General features: G+C 38.3%; 22 protein-coding genes (1 of these 22 running past the window's edge). 19 read left to right on the top strand and 3 right to left on the bottom strand.

Translation table 11 applies throughout. From position 1 onward, the window contains the following. The first annotated feature begins 127 nt into the window (after positions 1 to 127). Positions 128 to 1,012 carry a patatin-like phospholipase family protein gene (locus V7083_RS05700; RefSeq protein ID WP_335476275.1) on the top strand — a complete coding sequence of 295 codons (885 nt, stop codon included), beginning with the start codon at positions 128 to 130 and terminating at the stop codon, positions 1,010 to 1,012. A 19-nt stretch (positions 1,013 to 1,031) separates the two neighbouring features. Here the strand turns inward: V7083_RS05700 and V7083_RS05695 are convergent, their stop codons facing one another. Both V7083_RS05695 and V7083_RS05690 read right to left on the bottom strand, forming a co-directional pair. After that, positions 1,032 to 1,421 (bottom strand): SA1362 family protein, encoded by a 390-nt coding sequence (locus tag V7083_RS05695; protein WP_335476273.1) that lies wholly within the window; start codon positions 1,419 to 1,421, stop codon positions 1,032 to 1,034. Between the two features lie 56 nt (positions 1,422 to 1,477). Then, entirely contained in the window at positions 1,478 to 2,425 is a 948-nt protein-coding gene (locus tag V7083_RS05690; protein ID WP_335476271.1) for a DUF1385 domain-containing protein, read from the bottom strand. Positions 2,426 to 2,699: 274 nt separating this feature from the next. Between V7083_RS05690 and V7083_RS05685 the strand changes: the two genes are divergently transcribed. The 17 genes from V7083_RS05685 to V7083_RS05605 all read left to right on the top strand — a co-directional run bounded on the left by V7083_RS05685 (position 2,700) and on the right by V7083_RS05605 (position 15,317). Next, complete coding sequence (locus tag V7083_RS05685; RefSeq protein WP_335476269.1) at positions 2,700 to 3,194, top strand: YqhR family membrane protein; 495 nt, start codon at positions 2,700 to 2,702, stop codon at positions 3,192 to 3,194. 79 nt (positions 3,195 to 3,273) lie between these two features. Further along, entirely contained in the window at positions 3,274 to 4,335 is a 1,062-nt protein-coding gene (locus V7083_RS05680; protein ID WP_335476266.1) for a M24 family metallopeptidase, read from the top strand. Positions 4,336 to 4,355: 20 nt separating this feature from the next. Beyond that, a complete protein-coding gene (efp, locus tag V7083_RS05675) occupies positions 4,356 to 4,913 on the top strand; it encodes an elongation factor P (RefSeq protein WP_335476264.1) in 558 nt (185 codons plus the stop codon). A gap of 138 nt (positions 4,914 to 5,051) precedes the next feature. Then, positions 5,052 to 5,540, top strand: coding sequence for a DUF6803 family protein (locus V7083_RS05670; RefSeq protein WP_335476262.1), 489 nt, complete (start codon positions 5,052 to 5,054; stop codon positions 5,538 to 5,540). 185 nt (positions 5,541 to 5,725) lie between these two features. Then, entirely contained in the window at positions 5,726 to 6,181 is a 456-nt protein-coding gene (locus V7083_RS05665) for a PCYCGC motif-containing (lipo)protein (protein WP_435555322.1), read from the top strand. Positions 6,182 to 6,184: 3 nt separating this feature from the next. Next, positions 6,185 to 6,847 (top strand): c-type cytochrome, encoded by a 663-nt coding sequence (locus V7083_RS05660; protein ID WP_335476260.1) that lies wholly within the window; start codon positions 6,185 to 6,187, stop codon positions 6,845 to 6,847. A gap of 213 nt (positions 6,848 to 7,060) precedes the next feature. Continuing rightward, a complete protein-coding gene (locus V7083_RS05655; RefSeq protein ID WP_335476258.1) occupies positions 7,061 to 8,113 on the top strand; it encodes a hypothetical protein in 1,053 nt (350 codons plus the stop codon). Positions 8,114 to 8,126: 13 nt separating this feature from the next. Continuing rightward, positions 8,127 to 8,582, top strand: a complete 456-nt coding sequence (locus V7083_RS05650) for a cytochrome c maturation protein CcmE (protein ID WP_335476256.1) — start codon at positions 8,127 to 8,129, stop codon at positions 8,580 to 8,582. A gap of 21 nt (positions 8,583 to 8,603) precedes the next feature. Further along, entirely contained in the window at positions 8,604 to 10,586 is a 1,983-nt protein-coding gene (locus V7083_RS05645; RefSeq protein ID WP_335476254.1) for a heme lyase CcmF/NrfE family subunit, read from the top strand. Position 10,587: 1 nt separating this feature from the next. Beyond that, entirely contained in the window at positions 10,588 to 11,088 is a 501-nt protein-coding gene (locus V7083_RS05640; RefSeq protein ID WP_335476252.1) for a cytochrome c-type biogenesis protein, read from the top strand. A 12-nt stretch (positions 11,089 to 11,100) separates the two neighbouring features. Beyond that, complete coding sequence (locus V7083_RS05635) at positions 11,101 to 11,475, top strand: hypothetical protein (RefSeq protein WP_335476250.1); 375 nt, start codon at positions 11,101 to 11,103, stop codon at positions 11,473 to 11,475. Then, entirely contained in the window at positions 11,472 to 12,464 is a 993-nt protein-coding gene (locus V7083_RS05630) for a hypothetical protein (protein WP_335476248.1), read from the top strand. Before V7083_RS05635 ends, V7083_RS05630 begins: the two co-directional genes overlap by 4 nt. A 25-nt stretch (positions 12,465 to 12,489) precedes the next feature. Beyond that, entirely contained in the window at positions 12,490 to 13,194 is a 705-nt protein-coding gene (ccmA, locus tag V7083_RS05625; RefSeq protein ID WP_335476246.1) for a heme ABC exporter ATP-binding protein CcmA, read from the top strand. Beyond that, positions 13,191 to 13,871 (top strand): heme exporter protein CcmB, encoded by a 681-nt coding sequence (locus V7083_RS05620; protein ID WP_335476244.1) that lies wholly within the window; start codon positions 13,191 to 13,193, stop codon positions 13,869 to 13,871. The genes ccmA and V7083_RS05620 overlap by 4 nt, the downstream gene beginning before the upstream one ends. Positions 13,872 to 13,874: 3 nt before the next feature. Next, the gene (locus tag V7083_RS05615) at positions 13,875 to 14,636 is read left to right on the top strand and encodes a cytochrome c biogenesis protein (protein WP_335476242.1); all 762 of its coding nucleotides are present in this window, start codon (positions 13,875 to 13,877) and stop codon (positions 14,634 to 14,636) included. Between the two features lie 12 nt (positions 14,637 to 14,648). Beyond that, positions 14,649 to 14,780 (top strand): CcmD family protein, encoded by a 132-nt coding sequence (locus V7083_RS05610; RefSeq protein ID WP_335476240.1) that lies wholly within the window; start codon positions 14,649 to 14,651, stop codon positions 14,778 to 14,780. A 30-nt stretch (positions 14,781 to 14,810) separates the two neighbouring features. After that, entirely contained in the window at positions 14,811 to 15,317 is a 507-nt protein-coding gene (locus V7083_RS05605; protein WP_335476238.1) for a TlpA family protein disulfide reductase, read from the top strand. A 53-nt stretch (positions 15,318 to 15,370) separates the two neighbouring features. Here the strand turns inward: V7083_RS05605 and V7083_RS05600 are convergent, their stop codons facing one another. Beyond that, positions 15,371 to 16,042 (bottom strand): SIMPL domain-containing protein, encoded by a 672-nt coding sequence (locus V7083_RS05600; RefSeq protein ID WP_335476236.1) that lies wholly within the window; start codon positions 16,040 to 16,042, stop codon positions 15,371 to 15,373. A 199-nt stretch (positions 16,043 to 16,241) separates the two neighbouring features. Here V7083_RS05600 and spoIIIAA point away from each other — a divergent pair, with 199 nt between their 5' ends. Next, positions 16,242 to 17,138, top strand: partial view of a stage III sporulation protein AA gene (spoIIIAA, locus tag V7083_RS05595; RefSeq protein ID WP_438823698.1) — the 5' portion only. 36 nt of this gene lie beyond the right edge of the window; the window shows 897 of its 933 coding nt (coding positions 1-897); its start codon is at positions 16,242 to 16,244; its stop codon lies beyond the right edge, outside the window.

The raw sequence follows: 17,138 nt of genomic DNA, 5'->3' as shown, positions 1-17,138 counted from the left end.
AAATCAACACTGTTCTTTAATACAGCCTTTTGATTAAAAAATAATATATTTTTCCTTGTCCTGTGTACTATTTTTGCATGCTTCTGCTTAAAGATGTAACAATGAGTATTCAATAGGGGTGGCTTCCATGAATATCGACGGTGTTTTTTCCGGAGGTGGCATCAAAGGTTTTGCTTTAATTGGAGCCTATGAAGAAATTGAGAGCAGGGGTTTGCGGTTTGTCAGGGTTGCCGGCACTAGTGCCGGATCGATAATTGCAGCATTAATTGCTGCAGGATATACCAGTAAGGAAGTTTACGAGTTAGTGGATGCTGTTGAGTTATCTAAAATGTTGGATGCACGTAAAACGATTATTCCTTTCAAACTGGCAAAATGGATGTTTTTATATTGGAAGCTGGGGCTATATAAAGGAAATGAGCTGGAAAAATGGATAAAAGAAAAATTGGAAGCAAAAGGGTTAAGAACCTTTTCTGACTTACCACCAAAAGCATTGAGGGTAATTGCCTCTGATCTTTCAAATGGCCAAATGATTGTGTTGCCGGATGATCTAGAGAAGTACGGGATTTCACCTGGTTCATTTTCAATTGCAAAGGCGATTCGAATGAGCTGTAGTATACCTTATTTCTTTGAACCTGTTAAAATACGCACTGCGGATGGGATGAATATGGTTGTGGATGGCGGTGTTTTAAGTAATTTTCCCATGTGGTTATTTGATAAGGAAAATGTTAAAAAAGTACGCCCCGTACTGGGAATTAAGCTAAGTTCAAATGAATATGAGCATGAAAAACATAAAATTGCCAATGCGATTGAGCTTTTCGAGGCACTATTTGAAACCATGAAAGATGCTCATGATGCTAGGTATATATCCAAAAAACATGCTTCAAATATTATTTTCATACCCACTGACGGAATTCTTTCCATTGAGTTTCACTTAACAGAAACCAAGAAGCAAGAGTTAGTTCAGTTAGGGCGGGAGTATGCAAGAAAATTCTTAAATCAGTGGGGGTATTAAAAAGAAAAAATCGGGCCCTTTAAAAGGAAGCCCGATTTTTCTTTTTGTTTTTTTTGCCGTCAATCACAGTAAGATGTGCAGGGGATTTCTTTTTTGTCTTGTTTTTCTTTAATGTTGTTAATGACCCGAGAGAGGAGGTCTTTATATTAGTATCTCCACCCTTTTGATGCAGACGTTTTTTTGACTTTTTGGCAGCTTTAATAAATGCCCTCTGCTCTTTTTTCTGAGGGGTTGAAGTTGAAAATTTCCGAAAGAGGAAATAAATCAATAAACCAATTACAGCAAAAATGGCTATATTTTGAATAAAACCAGCCGGGTCAGACGTAATGGTACTAAACAGACCTAATAAGGCCAAAATAATAAGTCCCCAAACTACAAAAAGTGATGTCCGATTTTTCAAGAAAGCCACCTCCCTAAGAGCATCATAAGCATTTTTTTAATCTTTTAAACACTTAAATATAAAGTTTAAACAATTTCTTCGCTGTCACATTTACTTTGAGATTCATTTTCCCTTCTAAGCAATTCCTTAAATGATAAAATGGCCACTTCCACTTGTTCATCATTAGGCTCCTTAGTCGTTAATAACTGAAGCCAAAGTCCGGGAAGACCAAGATATTTTAAAATAGGAAGATCCCGCAACTTATTGGTCAATTGTAGAATTTCAAAGGAAATTCCTAATACAACAGGAATTAACAAAAGGCGATCTACAATTCGTAGCCATAATGGAGTCGTTGGAACCAACATATAAACAAATACACCGACAATGACCGTAAATAGAATAAAACTGCTTCCGCACCGGTAGTGAAGACGGGAGTGAGCCTGAACATTTTCAATCGTCAAATCCGCTCCTGCTTCGTAGGTATTAATTACTTTATGCTCAGCACCGTGGTATTGAAACACCCTTTTGATCAAAGGGGTTAAGGAAACGAAATAAATATATCCAAGCAATAGAATCAATTTAAATAATCCTTCGACTAACACCTGTTCAAAATCGGATGGAAAGATTGGTTTTGTTAAGACAGCAAGAAAGACGGGAATTAGAGTAAAAGCAAATTTTCCAAAAAGGAATGAAATAACCCCAATGACGGCTACTCCGAGGTACATAGTTAATTTGGACACTTCTTTTTCTTTTATCGTCTCGTCATCTTTTGGATCAACATCATATCTCTCAGTGGAAAAATTCAAGTGTTTGGAGCCATTCGCACTCGCTTCAATTATAGAAATGATCCCGCGAATAAAGGGGATTTTCTTTACTATTGATAATAATGAAGAATTAGCTTTTCGGGGCAAATGATAATATTCAACAGAATGGTCTTTTCTGCGAACAGCCGTTACATAATGGTACTTGCCTCCAAACATGACTCCTTCAACGACCGCCTGGCCGCCATAGATATTCTTTTGTGTATTAGACATCTGTATTCACACCAACCTATACCAAAGTTGCCCATATCAGAAAAAATCTGTATGTACTTACTTTAATTCTACTAGAAAAGTGAAAAAACCTCTAGGAAATGACTTTATATTTCCAGTTATTTAAGAAAAATTTTTTATGAAAGGGATTGAAAGCAAAAGGGCATAATAAAAGCGGAATATACCGAGCCAATCTATTTTGTAAAAAGAATGGAGTTTCTATATTCAAAAAATCATAATTGGTCAGATTCAATAGTTGGTAAATGGAGGTTTTATGATGTTTGATGAACAGAAATCGGTCTATCCAAAAGCTATGTCCTTTCCGGCAATGGTTTTTTGGACGGGATTATTTGGAGGTATTTTTTGGGGGACTATAGGATCTATAGCTTATTATTTTAATATGACTCAGATTCGCCCAAGTGTGATATTGGAGGAGTGGGTGATGGGGAATTGGAAGTATGGATGGATCGGAACGGTAGTTTCAATTGTTATTTTTGGAATTTTATCCATTGGGGCGGCATTCTTCTATTATGCTTTGTTAAGGAAATTCCCTGGAATGTGGTTCGGAATCGGATATGGGATCCTCCTGTTCCTGATCGTGTTTTTTGTGTTGAATCCACTTTTTCCAGGAATAAAACCAATTGGAGATCTGAACAGAGACACCATTATTAGTTCTATTTGCTTATATACTCTCTATGGAATATTTATCGGTTATTCAATTAATTATGAGTACCAGAATAGAATAGTACAAGAAAATGAAGCTGCATCTTAATTTGAAAATAGTCTGAATTAAGCGGTTATGATAAAATGATTTTGTCCTTAAAAGGAATAGAGAAGGAGAGGGAAACCCTATGACTAAATTAGATAACTTAAGATCACAGTTTTCAAAACATGGAATTGACGGTATGCTGGTGACTAGCCCTTTTAATCGCCGCTATATTTCCAATTTTACAGGAACATCAGGCGTTGTATTAATAAGTGAGGAAAAGGCGCAATTTATTACCGATTTCCGCTATATTGAACAAGCCACAAAACAGTGTGATGGCTTTGAAATTATTAAGTTTTCAGAATCAATCCCTAAAGAAATTGCCCAACAAGCAAAAAAATTAGGGATTCAAAGGCTTGGTTTTGAAGAGGAATACATGACTTTTTCATCCTACAATGTATATGAAAAGGAAGTAGAAACAGAACTTGTTCCAATTTCAGGACTTATTGAAAAGTTACGCTTGATAAAGACTGATGCAGAGATTAAGATATTAAAGGAAGCAGCGGATATAGCTGATGCCGCATTTAAACATATTTTGGACTTTATTCGTCCAGGAAAAACAGAGCTCGAAGTAACGAATGAGTTAGAATTCTTTATGAGAAAAGCCGGAGCAACTTCTTCATCCTTTGATACCATTGTTGCTTCAGGATTTCGTTCTGCTCTCCCACATGGTGTTGCCAGTGAGAAGGCTATAGAAAACGGGGACATGGTCACTCTTGATTTTGGTGCTTACTATAAAGGTTATGTATCTGATATTACAAGAACCGTTGCTGTTGGTGAACCGGATGCAAAACTGAAAGAAATTTATCAGATTGTTCTAGATGCCCAATTGCGCGGTATGGACGGAATTAAACCTGGAATGACCGGCAAGCAAGCAGATGCTTTGACAAGAGACTACATAACAGAGAAGGGCTATGGAGAATACTTTGGACATTCCACTGGACATGGGATTGGTCTGGAGGTTCATGAAGGACCAGCGCTTTCTGCCAAATCGGATCTTGTATTGGAACCAGGCATGGTAGTAACCTGTGAACCAGGAATTTATATCCCAGGGCTTGGCGGTGTCCGGATTGAAGATGATACTTTAATCACAAAGGATTCAAATGAGGCTCTTACTCATTCAACTAAAGATCTCATCATTTTGTAATTATTTTAGGAGGTTCAAATATGATTTCAGTTAACGATTTCCGTACAGGATTAACCATCGAGGTAGACGGCGGTATTTGGCGCGTCATTGATTTCCAACACGTGAAACCAGGTAAAGGGGCAGCATTCGTTCGTTCAAAGCTGCGTAATCTTCGCAATGGAGCTATTCAAGAAAAAACATTCCGTGCCGGTGAAAAGGTCGAGAAGGCGCAAATTGATAACCGCAAAATGCAATATTTATATGCTAGCGGTGATCAGCATGTATTCATGGATATGGAATCTTATGAGCAGGTTGAACTGCCTGCAACAAGCATTGAATATGAATTAAAGTTCTTAAAGGAAAACATGGAAGTTCACATCCTGATGTTCCAAACTGAAACACTTGGGGTTGAATTACCAAACACAGTAGAACTCGAAGTAACAGAAACAGAGCCGGGAATTAAAGGGGATACAGCATCAGGCGGTACCAAGCCAGCTACTCTTGAGACGGGGCTAATTGTTCAAGTGCCGTTCTTCATTAATCAGGGAGATAAGTTAATTATTAATACTACTGAAGCTACTTACGTATCAAGAGCTTAGTCCAAAAAGCCTTAGTACCGTATATTTACGGTACTAAGGCTTTTTTCTATTTACAAATTATCCAAAGTTTCTCCAAACTTTCTGCACATTTATTTATTAAATTAAAAGGGTAATCCAAATAAAAGGAGCAGATGTCTGATGAACATGACACATTATATGGGGCTTTTGGCGGACAACCAGCCTTGGAATCTCCTGATTTTTATGGCAGTACCTGTTATTTGTGCGGAAACCATAGCAGTAACAGAACTTGCCATTTTATTCACGAGAAATTTAAATGGCACCTTAAGAATGGTAAATAAAGCAGTCAGTATTTTTGCAGGGATCTATTTTACTGGAATTTTTCTATATTTAATGAAAACCGCTTATATTCCTCTAACTGTAAATGGAGGTTGGAAGGGATGGATCGATGTTGTCGCAGTTACCTTCTATCTTCTTGGCGTTGTGCCACTACTAGGTATGGCACTTGTGGATTTAGGGGTTATTTACAAAAATAAATCTTCAGAAGAAAAATTGAAAGTGCATGCCTTCTTTGTCGGTATGTTTTTAATTGTTGCCCACATTGCGATGATTTTTGGAATGATAGATCCATCGATTGGACAGAGCGGACATGGCGGCATGAATATGTAAGTCTTGAATAAGGGAGTAAAGCGGCTTGATCCTAATAGGAAAGGCCGTTTTTATCATGTAGATTTCAATATTTTTACTTTCACTAGATTTGAATCTTTCACTATTTAGTAATAATTGTGAACCTATTACCAAAGTTTTATTTGTTAAAATAAATGTAAAAATAACCATTTGGAAGGGGTGACAACGTGAAACGATTAACCTCTCTTTTTATGCTTTGCCTAGCCATTGTTTTAATTGCGGCAGGATGCGGTTCAAAATTAGAAGACCAGAAATGGACACTTGATAAAAAACATGAGCCATTTCCAGATTTTGTTTTAAATGCTCCAAAGAAAGTCCAAGAAACGTATGTGATGGCTTCAAAATATCCTGAAGTGCTGGCGCAAGTCCCTTGCTATTGCGGATGCTATGCGTCAGATGGCCATAAGAGCAATCTTGACTGCTTTATAGGTCAGTTTGGTTCAAATAAAGATGTTAAAGAATGGGACTCGATGGGTATATCGTGAGACGTTTGTGTCGATATCGCCCGGGAGGCGGTAGATATGCATCTTGACGGAAAAAGTCCTAAGAAGATTTATGAACTGATCACTGGAAAATACGGAAACCAAGGGGAACCAACTCCAACACCCGAACCGAAGGAGTAACCCATGAAAAAAATATTAATTAGTTTTTACATTCTAATTATTATTGGAATTATTTTTGCAATAAGTAATACCCCCATTTTTGGAAGCGGTAATAAAAAAGCTGTTGCGGCCGGGGAAAAAACCTATAATCAAAATTGTTTAATCTGCCACGGCGAAACTGGAAAAGGGGAGGGGGCAAAAGCCGGTACTGCCATCAACAATCAAGTCTTTTTGAATTCTGTTTCCGACAAAGATCTTTATCATTATGTTAAATACGGTCGTGAGGGGACAGGAATGCCGGAATATGGGCCACGATTATCTGAAAAAGAGCTCCAGAATGTCGTTGCTTTTATGAGGGATTGGCAATCTGAGGATACTAAATATAAAGTGCCAAAAACGGTTGCCGGTGACCCGAACCGCGGGCTGAAACAATATAATGTCTATTGTCTTACCTGCCATGGACAAGCAGGAGCAGGGAAAATAAAGATGGGTACAGCTCTCGCAAACCCGCAATTTTTGAAATACACCACCGATAAACAACTTTGGATCTGGACCGCTTACGGTCGTGAAGATACTAGGATGGGACCATCACTAAAAGGTCTGGAGGGAGTACGCCAATTAAGCCAACAGGATATTAGTGATATTGTTTCCTACCTTCGTTCATTAGAAGAAATTCAAAAACCTTGACTCTTAAAAGGGCTCAAGGTTTTTCTGCGAAAATAACCCAATTTTGGGAAATGTGAACTTTTTGTGGTTATTTTTTGTCAAAAACAAAACGTTTTGTATCCTTTAACAAAATGTTCAATAGTGAGGTAACAACTCAAGGGAGATAAGGATTATATTTTTTCTAAGAGGACTATAGTAAAAAATGGAAGTCGTTTTTTACCAAGGAGGATTACGATGCTTAAAAAAAAGATTTTGGCCTTATTCATCATTACAGCTTTTATAACCAGTTTGGCTATCCCAAAAGCCAATGCGGAAAGCGCTTTCGCTGCGGAGAAGTTCCCTTATAAGTCCATGCAGATTCAAGTGATGCCAGAATTTGATTATCCCGAAGATTGGTCATCCAGAAATGTTCCTTCTTTACTGGTGGGAATGTACGGTACGATTACGAATAATAGTGGTCAAGATTTTGATGGAAAGGTAGAAATTCCTGTCCCGGTAAATGAAAAAGGGTTTGAAACAGCGTTAGTTGCCGAATTTCCAAAAGAAAATGAACCCGAAGTCCAACGCCCTTTCGATGTTGATAAGGAGAAAGGAGTTATTACTTGGAAGCCAAAAAGCACGCTCAAGAATAATGCTACATACAGCTTTGTCATTGAATATTACACACAATCAATTAGTGTAAAGGATCAAAAAAATTTTACATACCAATTTACGAATAATGCAGAAATTGAACAATTAGATGTAGTTTTCTATGCACCCATGAATGCTAAAAATATTCAAATTGAGCCAAAGGCCCAAGAAAATAGCCAAAACGAATATGGTGAAGAATTATATTTTTATCAATATAAAAATGTGAAAATAGGCGAGCCTTTAAAATATACCTTCGCTTATAAAAAGGACGGCACGGAATCATCCATGGAGGCAATAAGTAAGAAGAATCCTCCTAACGATAAAAACCACACAGGTGTAAACGGTACCGCAACTGATCAAATCACAAAGAACAGTAAAGATAATAGCAGCCGGCCCATTATCAGTGCCAGTGGGGCATCTATTATCGGAATTGCCATTATCATTGCAGGTCTTTTTGTCTATTTAGGTTTAAAAGGGAATTCAAAGAGACCAGCACAATCAGGTAAACATCCAAAGTCTCATCAGAATAAATCAACACCAGGCAAAAAAGATAACAAAGCTGTTAATGCAGAGGCCAAAAAAGAACTGCGCAAAAAATTGTTAACGGGGAAAATTGATCAAGAAATGTACGAGGAAGAAATGAAAAAATTAATCTAATGGGGTGAGGGGAATGAAGAAAAATACGCTAGTTTTACTAGGGGGCTTTCTTATTGCCGGAGCTATTGTATTCTTACTAATGGCTGCTACTCCCGGCTCAAGCGGTGTAGAATTAAAGCTTAACGATCTATTAGCCACTCAAAAGGATCATAAAGATGATTTTGTTACCGTAGAGGGATTGTTAGTAGAAGACTCAATCAAATGGAATCCCGACAAAATTGAATTGAAGTTTGATGTGAAAGACACAGAAGGAAGCCTTATGCATGTAGTGTATCACGGTACAAAACCAGACAACTTCTCAGATGGCGTTATTTGTATCCTTCAAGGGTCTCCAACTAAAAAGGACACCTTTAAAGCCGAATCGGTTAAAACAAGATGCCCTTCTAAATACGAAGGCAAGGATATGAAAAATTATGATCCTAAAAAGCATGAAAAATTTTTGAATAAGCCACCGAAAGAAAACCAATAGCGAACATAAGAAGGTGACGAAATGACTTTATTTGCAAACGCAACAATCTATATTGGATTAGCTGTTGCGATTTATTCACTCCTCATCATGACACTGGGGATCAGTACAAAGAATCAGAAATTGATTAACAGTGGTAAAGGTGGAATGATTGCTTTACTTGTCTGTGCAGCAATGGCGATGATTTCCTTATTCTACCTGCTAGCCACTTCGCAATTCCAATATGAATATGTTTATGACTATACCAGCAGTGAACTACCGATTATATATAAACTCACTGCTTTATGGGCAGGTAATGCAGGGTCATTGCTTCTCTGGACATTTTTCTTAACACTGTATTCCATCATGATTGCCTTTTCTAGAAAAATGAGGGGAAACCCAATGGTTCCTTACATTTCCTCTATTCTATTGGCTAATGCTGTATTTTTCTTCTTTATCCTAGGATTTGTCGCAAAGCCATTTGTGCTATTAGATCATGTTCCAACCGAAGGTAAAGGTTTGAATCCAATGCTGCAAAATCCTGGGATGATTATCCACCCCGTAACACTTTACCTTGGTTATGTTGGACTTGCTATACCATTTGCATTTGCAATGGCAGCACTAATCTTAAAAAACGTAGATGACTTCTGGATTAAAATGACCAGAAGGTGGACGATTATTGCTTGGTTGTTCTTAAGTCTTGGAAATATTTTTGGTGGTCAGTGGGCATATGTTGAACTTGGCTGGGGTGGATATTGGGCATGGGATCCAGTCGAAAATGCCTCCTTTATGCCTTGGTTAACGGCTACAGCTTTTTTACACTCTGTGATGATACAAGAACGAAAAAATATGCTGAAGGTATGGAACATTAGTTTAATTATTGTTTCATATGCCTTGACCTTGTTCGGAACCTTCCTAGTTCGAAGTGGTGTTTTAACATCTGTACACGCCTTTGCCAATTCCAATCTCGGATTATATTTCTTAATTTTTATGGCAATAGCCGTAATTGGCGGGCTTTATGTATTAATGAGCAGATACAGTCTCTTAAAGCGAAGCACAGGAGAATTTCAGTCCTTTGTTTCGAAAGAAAGTAGTTTCCTAGTTAATAATCTACTATTAGTCGGAGCTGCTTTTGCCGTGTTCTGGGGAACCATCTTCCCGTTAGTATCCGAGGCGGTTCGAGGTACAAAAGTGACTGTAGGTATTCCGTTTTTTAATAAAGTAGAAGCACCCATCCTATTATCGATGATGTTTGTCATGGCGGTTTGCCCAATGTTGGCCTGGCAGAGATCGACTGTTAAAAATCTAAGAAAAAACTTTTTAATCCCAGCAATCCTGGCGGTGGCAGGTATGGTCCTAATGGTGGTTCTCGGCATACAAAAAGCATGGGCTGTCATTGGGTACGGAGTTATTATTTTGTTATTTATTACTCACTTTTTGGAATTTTACCGTGGTGTAAAGGCCAGAAGAAAAATGACGAAGGAAAAGCCACTCGTTGCCTTATATCGCTTAATGATTAGAAATCGCCGCAGATATGGCGGATATATGGTTCACTTGGGAATTGCCTTCATCACAATGGGAATCATCGGTTCTCAAAATTATGATGTAGAAACGATGAAAACCATTCCGTTAGGCGGGTCGCTTGAAATTAACAATTATCGTTTAAATTATGAACGCCTGGATCAGAAGAAAGAAGGCATCAACGATATTGTCTATGCGGATATTACCGTATTTCGAGATGGTAAAAAGCTTGGTATTTATCAGCCAGAAAAAGTGTTTTACGGAAACTGGGAACAGCCTTCCTCAGAGGTAGCCATTATATCCTCATGGAAGGAAGACTTATACATTGTTTTGAGTGCTTGGGAAGATGACGGAAAAGCTACCTTTGTAGTTAAGGTAAATCCAATGATGAACTGGTTATGGTTTGGTTCCTTTATCATCGTGATTGGCGCACTTTTTGCTATTTGGAATGGAAAATATGGAAATGTTACTCCTAGATATACTGGGGTACGTAAAGAGGTGTCTTAATATGAAATATAAATTTTATATAGGACTATTCATCTTTGTAGTTATCTTCCAGGGATCATTTCTTCGGGTAGAAGCTAAGGAGTTCGATTATAAATCGGCGGAATTTAAAGCGGTGGCTTCGCAGTTTCGTTGTACATGCGGATGTGGACAGGATCATTTCGAATGTGATCCCAATACCTGTAATGAAACCAAAGAGTTTAAAAAGGATCTTGCTGGCATGATGAACAAGGGCTGGGACAAGGACAAAATCCGAGATTACTATGTCAAAATCTACGGGGAAGAAATCCTCACAGCTCCTGAAAAAAGCGGTTTTAGTTTAACCGCTTGGATTTTGCCATTTGCCGCTTTAGGTGCAGCAGCTGCAGCTCTTTTCTTTGTTATTCGTAAATGGGTGAAAAAGAAAGGGCCTGAGGAACTTGTTGAAAATCAAACTACCGAGGTTGAAATTGAAGAAGAAATTCTTTCTTCCATCATTGACGAGGAACGCAAAAAGTATCTTTAGGATGTGAACTAGATGCACGATATCACGATTGTCTCAATCATTTTCACCGCCGCTTTGGCGCTCATTTGTCTATTTCTAATCTTGACTCCGTTTTTTAAGTGGCAACCATTATTTAGTTACAAGGTCAATCATCCAAATTTGGTTTCCACAAAAGAATCGTTGTTAACAACTTTAAATGAACTGGAATTTGAGTTTAAGATGGATAAAATCTCACCGACAGATTATAAAATTTTGAAAAAACAATATGAAACTGAAGTTGCCAATATCATGAAAGAAGAAGAGCAACTGACCCATGTTCGAGCCGACAAAGACTTAATGGCAGAGGTTGAACGTGAAATTGAAGAGCAAATGAAGATGTATAAACATAAAAAGGGGGAAGGAAAGTGATCAGGAAAATCACCGTTCTCCTCCTAGGATTGATGCTGCTGATCCCGATGAATAGTTTAGCAGCAACTGATTCAAAAATTCTGATTGATATGCATTATATTGTTGTCAGCCCAGCTGAAGATGGGTCTACCAATATGATGAACATGGTGAATTACACCAATACATCTGCAGACGAATATAAAGGTGATGGACAGGGGGAGGCAGTCTTAAACGTCACTCTTCCTGAAGGTGCCAAGGACTTAAATTTCCTTGATAATCAAATAGCTTTTAAACAGGTAGATGGAGGGTTTATTACAACAACTCCGGTACCTGGAAATCAAACGACTGTTCTGCCATACAGCTACCGAATTCCTAAAGGCAAGGAAATCAAATTAACAGTCGACTATCCTGTCCAAACCTTGCAAATTCTTGTTCCGGAAGGCAGAGGAAGCATTGAAGTAAACGGAGTACAGGCGACCAATCAAGGACTTTTCAAGTTTGAGGACCAAAATTACAACGGGTACAGTATTGAAAACTTGCAGGCAAAGCAAGCCTTCACACTTGTATATGACAAGGATAAACAGCCGCCGGCAGGTACCACAACCCAAACAGACACAAGCACAAACTCTAGTAATAGCTCTGTAACTCATACAGCACCGGCTTTCCATAATCCAGGTCATATAAGAATGTGGGAACAATCACCATTGCACCGATTTAACCCGCATATTTTCCTCATCATCATTGGTGTGGTGATGCTTGCAGGCATTTCCTACTATATCTATTTCAGAAGAAAAGCAAAACTGGAAGAGGAAAGACTTGGAGCAGACAAGGAAGAACAAGCCTTTAAGCTATTGATGGCGAAGCAAAAGGCGATTATGGATAAGATTATAGAACTTGAAGAAACCTTTGGAGATGGAAAGCTGACAGAGGAAGAATACCACGCAAAGCTAGAAGCTTATAAACAACATTTAGTCCAAGTAAAAATGAATTTACGCAATTTCATAGAGTAACAGCTCCGAAGGGGAGGGACTGAAAATGATAGAGATAAACAAGCTAACGAAGCAGGCTGATAATAAGCTGATCTTACGTGGCGTGGACCTCTCGATTCAAAAAGGAGAAACGGTAGCTTTATTGGGGCCAAACGGTGCAGGTAAAAGTACCCTTTTAAAGGTGCTTGCTTCCTTAATCAAGCCAACTTCAGGAACGATCCGAATGAATGGGTTGGACTTAAAAAAGCAACAAAACGAAATTAAAAAATTATTAGGATATTTACCTCATTCCAGCCTGTTATATGATCATTATTCTCCTTTAGAAAATCTTGTTTTTTACGGAAAGCTCTACGGGGTTCATAATGTGGAAGAAAAAGCTATTAGTCTAGTAAAAGATGTCGGCTTATCCTTCTTTTTAAATGAACCTGTTAAGAACTTTTCAAGGGGGATGATTCAAAGAATTGCGATTGCACGGGCGATTATTCACGAACCAAAAATTCTGCTCCTCGACGAGCCACATACTGGTTTAGACCAAGGAGCTATTGCCATTCTAAATCATGTCATTCTGAATATGAAAGAAAAAGGAACAACCACATTAATGGTAACGCATGATTTTAAACAAGCGGCCGAGATTTGCGACCGAATTATCATTCTGAAAAACGGAAAAATGGTAGACGATTTCAAGATTGAAAAACAAGCATTACATATTGTATCCGAAAAATATGAACAGCTGATGGAGGGGGTATCATGAATCTCTTAAAGTCAGCCTTCATTCTTGCGCAAAAGGATCTACTCTCTGAGTTAAAAACAAAGCAAATCCTTGCCACGCAAATTATCTTTGCAGCACTGGTCATCGTTGTTTTCAGCTTTGCCCTTGATCCCTCCAACAATACGATGAGAGCAGTGATTCCAGGGGTTATTTGGGTCATTATCGTATTTGCCGGCATTTTGGGGCTAAATCGTTCATTTATCACAGAACAGCGAAATGATACCATTCAAGGCTTGTTAGTCGCACCAATGGAAGCTGCCAGCATTTTCTTGGGGAAGTTTTTAGCCAACTTCGTCATGATCTTAGTCGTTGAGCTTGTTTCAATTCCTTTTTTGTTCTTATTATTTGATTTTAAAATGCTTGGTAGCATCCCATATTTCATTCTCGTCATCTTCGTAGGAAGCTTTGGGTTTGTTTCAATTGGAACGTTCTTGGCTGCTTTAGCAGCCAATTCTAAAAGCAGTGAAATGCTCCTTCCATTATTGCTTTTTCCAATTACAAGCCCCATCCTGATTGGTGTAACACAAGCAACCAGGATTATCTTATCAGATATGAGCAAATTATCCAGCGCTTTGGCTTGGACACAAATGGTAACAGCCTACGATATTATTTTCTTTGTGATTTCACTTTTATTAATTGATTATGTGCTGGAGGTATAGGCCATGAGTATAAATCTTGAACGGGAGAATTCGGAAATTCCTGATTCAGCTTTGCCTGAAACTAGGGTCTCCAATTTACCTAAAATTTTATTTGGTGGGACCGTTATATCCATGTTGGCATCCCTTTATTTAATTTTCCTTTATGCGGAAGAAGAAAAAACAATGGGCGCTGCTCAGAAAATCTTTTATTTTCATGTAAGTTCAGCTTGGGTTGCCTTTTTTGCCTTCTTTGTCACGTGTGTTTTTAGTGTCTTGTTTCTAGTAAAGCGTAAAAGAATATATGATACCTATGCCTATGTTTCTGCCGAAATTGGGATCGTATTTACCTTAATCGTATTAACAACAGGGCCGATCTGGGCCAAATCAGCTTGGAATACTTGGTGGGTATGGGAACCGCGGTTAATTACAACTTTAATCCTCTTCTTTATCTATGTTGCCTACATCATGGTTCGCCATATGGATGGAGCTTGGGACAAGAAAGCAAGGCTCGCTGCTGTTTTTGGCGTAATCGGCTTTGTTGATGTACCTATCGTATTCTTTGCGATTCGCTGGTGGCAAACGAAATTACATCCCATTGTATTCGGTGATGGTGTAAACCAACAAGGTGGAGGGATTACTTCTTCGATGTTAGTGGCCTTATTAGTATCGATCGCCACATTTACAATCCTTTATGCTTATTTATTAAACAAGGGCGTTACGCTTGAAAATATGAAAATTAAAGTAGAACAGTATAAAGAAAGAATCAGAGAAAGTTTAGAACGGTAGGAGGAATTTCGGATGAACTACGAATTTATGTATGCTGCCTATTCTGTTGCCTGGGTGATCATTTTTGCTTATTTATTCATTTTAGACCGTAAACAAAGCAAGCTTAAGAAAGAAATAGAATTTTTAAAGCAAATTGAAAAGTAAACTAGGTAGAGGTTGTCAGGAGGAATTTCGATGAACATGCGTGTGGTTAAATCACTCGTGTTGATTGGCATAGTTGGGTTGTTCAGTTTTTTTGGTTATAGCATGGTGACAAACGGCAAGCATACAGATGTTGGTGATAGAGCGTATAATTTTGAAATGCCCAATTATGATGGTGGAACAACCAAACTATCTGATTACAAGGGCAAAGTAGTAATCTTAAATTATTTTGCAAGCTGGTGCGCCCCATGTAAGGAAGAATTTCCAGAACTGGCTGCCTACCAAAAGGATTATGGCGACAAATACCCTTTACTCATGATCAATCGCGGTGAAACAATTGATCGTATAAAAAAAGAATCCGAGAATAATAAGGATGGAATGACTTATTTATTTGATTATAATGCCAAGGTGTCCAAAAAATTTAATGTTACTGGCCAGCCTGAAACATTTGTAATTGATAAGCAGGGGGTCATCAGAGAACATTATAATGGACCAGTAACGGAAATGCAGATTTACAAATGGGTTAAAAAATATGATTAGTAATAAAGACTAAAAAAAGGGAATGAACCTTCATCACGGGTTCATTCCCTTTTTTATTGGGTCGCTCTATAGTGAAACTCTGCCAAAATACTGGCCTTCACCTGAATTTGACCGGGCTCTATTTGGGTGGAGGAGATCCCTTTTACCATTGTTTCCGGTTGACGGAATGGAGATTGGAAACTTGCACCAGACTCAATGATGGATACTGGCGTCGGATTTAACATGACATGTAAAGTTTTAGCAACTGTATTGGCTTTTTCAATCGCATTATTGATTGCCAAAACTAATGCTCTTTGATAGTAGACTTCTTTGTTTTTTACGGTAAATTGCACATTTGAAATATAATTTACACCATTCTTGACAGATTGATCAATCACTTTTCCTATCATGTTTAAATCTTCAAAGATTACTTTTAAAATATGGGTCACTTTGTAACCACGAAATATTTGTTTCCCTTGATCGTAGTCATAATCTGTTTCAATTCGATAATCAAAGGTTTGAATATGGTTTTTTTGAATCCCCGATGATGTAAGGGCCTGAATCACTTTAGCTGTCTCTTGAGAATTTTGTTCCTGGGCAGTGATTAGTTCTTTACTTTCTGTAATAACCCCTAAATTAACGGAGGCAGAATCCGGTTGGACCATCAATTCTCCTTCTCCGTTTACTTTCAAATCAAATGGTTTTTCCGGGGGTTTATTTTTTTGCGGCTGCTGATATGGATACATTCTTTCCCCACCTTTATCGTGTAATCCATATATAAATATGCTTTAGCCTATAAAAAGTACCTTTCCGATTTTCTATTAAAAGGGGAAAAAATAGATTGAGAGATAAATTTGGAAGATTTGCCAGATTTGAAAGTCATATTGTGTCCAAGCATGAATACATTTTAATTAATGAGACGAGCAAAAAGGGAGATAGCTAATTATGGAAACAATCCTGAACTTTTTACCTAAAAAGATTGTATCACTCCTGCATCAGATCCCTCCTGCCCAAATCGAAGCACTGGAAGAAATACGGATCCGGATTGGACGACCTATCGAATTAACGATGAGAGGAGCCCCCCACTTTCTAACCAATATAGTTGAACCTGAAGATGCTTTTCAATTGATGAATAAAATAAGCCATCATTCTATTTATGCACTGGAAGAGGAATTAAAGCGAGGGTATATAACGGTATCGGGAGGACATCGAATTGGCTTGGCCGGAAAAGTAATTCTTGAGGATGGGAAGGTCAAAGCGATCACAGATATATCGTCATTTAATATAAGAATTGCCAGGGAAAAGGTAGGAATTGCTGATTCCATTCTCCCCTTTCTATTCGAAGGGAAATGGAAGAACACGATGATTATTGGACCGCCGCAGACAGGAAAAACAACGTTGCTGCGTGATATTGCCAGATTTATTTCAACTGGAAGCGTTCAACTGGGCATCCCAGCATGTAAAGTAGGAATTGTTGATGAACGAAGCGAAATTGCTGGCTGTGTGAATGGAATTCCACAATTGACGTTTGGCAATCGTGTAGATGTCCTCGATGCCTGTCCAAAGGCGGAGGGAATGATGATGTTAATTCGCTCTATGAGCCCGGATGTATTAATTGTTGATGAGATCGGGCGAATGGAGGATGCGGCTGCGATTCAAGAAGCTGTGCACGCCGGGATACAATTAATGATGACCACGCATGGCAGCAGTTTGGAAGAGATAAAGTGTCGGCCAACGTTAAAGGAAATTCTTAGCCAGGGAATTTTTCAGCGGTTTGTCGTTTTAAGCAGAAAAACAGGTCCTGGGACGATTACCCACATTCTCGATGAAATGGGTAAAGAC

The organism is Bacillus sp. JJ1764 (assembly GCF_036962145.1).
Lineage (GTDB): Bacteria > Bacillota > Bacilli > Bacillales > Cytobacillaceae > Neobacillus.
Note: the sequence above shows the minus strand (reverse complement) of the source record. Positions and strands in the feature narration are given on the sequence as shown.

Excerpts from the sequence above, each read along its gene's own strand:
- V7083_RS05635 (WP_335476250.1), top strand. The coding sequence starts at position 11,101 with ATGCACGATATCACGATTGTCTCAATCATTTTCACCGCCGCTTTGGCG.
- efp (WP_335476264.1), top strand. The coding sequence starts at position 4,356 with ATGATTTCAGTTAACGATTTCCGTACAGGATTAACCATCGAGGTAGAC.
- V7083_RS05690 (WP_335476271.1), bottom strand. The coding sequence starts at position 2,425 with ATGTCTAATACACAAAAGAATATCTATGGCGGCCAGGCGGTCGTTGAA.
- V7083_RS05645 (WP_335476254.1), top strand. The coding sequence starts at position 8,604 with ATGACTTTATTTGCAAACGCAACAATCTATATTGGATTAGCTGTTGCG.
- V7083_RS05610 (WP_335476240.1), top strand. The coding sequence starts at position 14,649 with ATGAACTACGAATTTATGTATGCTGCCTATTCTGTTGCCTGGGTGATC.
- V7083_RS05680 (WP_335476266.1), top strand. The coding sequence starts at position 3,274 with ATGACTAAATTAGATAACTTAAGATCACAGTTTTCAAAACATGGAATT.
- ccmA (WP_335476246.1), top strand. The coding sequence starts at position 12,490 with ATGATAGAGATAAACAAGCTAACGAAGCAGGCTGATAATAAGCTGATC.
- V7083_RS05600 (WP_335476236.1), bottom strand. The coding sequence starts at position 16,042 with ATGTATCCATATCAGCAGCCGCAAAAAAATAAACCCCCGGAAAAACCA.
- V7083_RS05685 (WP_335476269.1), top strand. The coding sequence starts at position 2,700 with ATGTTTGATGAACAGAAATCGGTCTATCCAAAAGCTATGTCCTTTCCG.
- V7083_RS05670 (WP_335476262.1), top strand. The coding sequence starts at position 5,052 with ATGAACATGACACATTATATGGGGCTTTTGGCGGACAACCAGCCTTGG.
- V7083_RS05660 (WP_335476260.1), top strand. The coding sequence starts at position 6,185 with ATGAAAAAAATATTAATTAGTTTTTACATTCTAATTATTATTGGAATT.
- V7083_RS05620 (WP_335476244.1), top strand. The coding sequence starts at position 13,191 with ATGAATCTCTTAAAGTCAGCCTTCATTCTTGCGCAAAAGGATCTACTC.
- V7083_RS05700 (WP_335476275.1), top strand. The coding sequence starts at position 128 with ATGAATATCGACGGTGTTTTTTCCGGAGGTGGCATCAAAGGTTTTGCT.
- V7083_RS05640 (WP_335476252.1), top strand. The coding sequence starts at position 10,588 with ATGAAATATAAATTTTATATAGGACTATTCATCTTTGTAGTTATCTTC.
- V7083_RS05615 (WP_335476242.1), top strand. The coding sequence starts at position 13,875 with ATGAGTATAAATCTTGAACGGGAGAATTCGGAAATTCCTGATTCAGCT.
- V7083_RS05605 (WP_335476238.1), top strand. The coding sequence starts at position 14,811 with ATGAACATGCGTGTGGTTAAATCACTCGTGTTGATTGGCATAGTTGGG.
- V7083_RS05655 (WP_335476258.1), top strand. The coding sequence starts at position 7,061 with ATGCTTAAAAAAAAGATTTTGGCCTTATTCATCATTACAGCTTTTATA.
- V7083_RS05650 (WP_335476256.1), top strand. The coding sequence starts at position 8,127 with ATGAAGAAAAATACGCTAGTTTTACTAGGGGGCTTTCTTATTGCCGGA.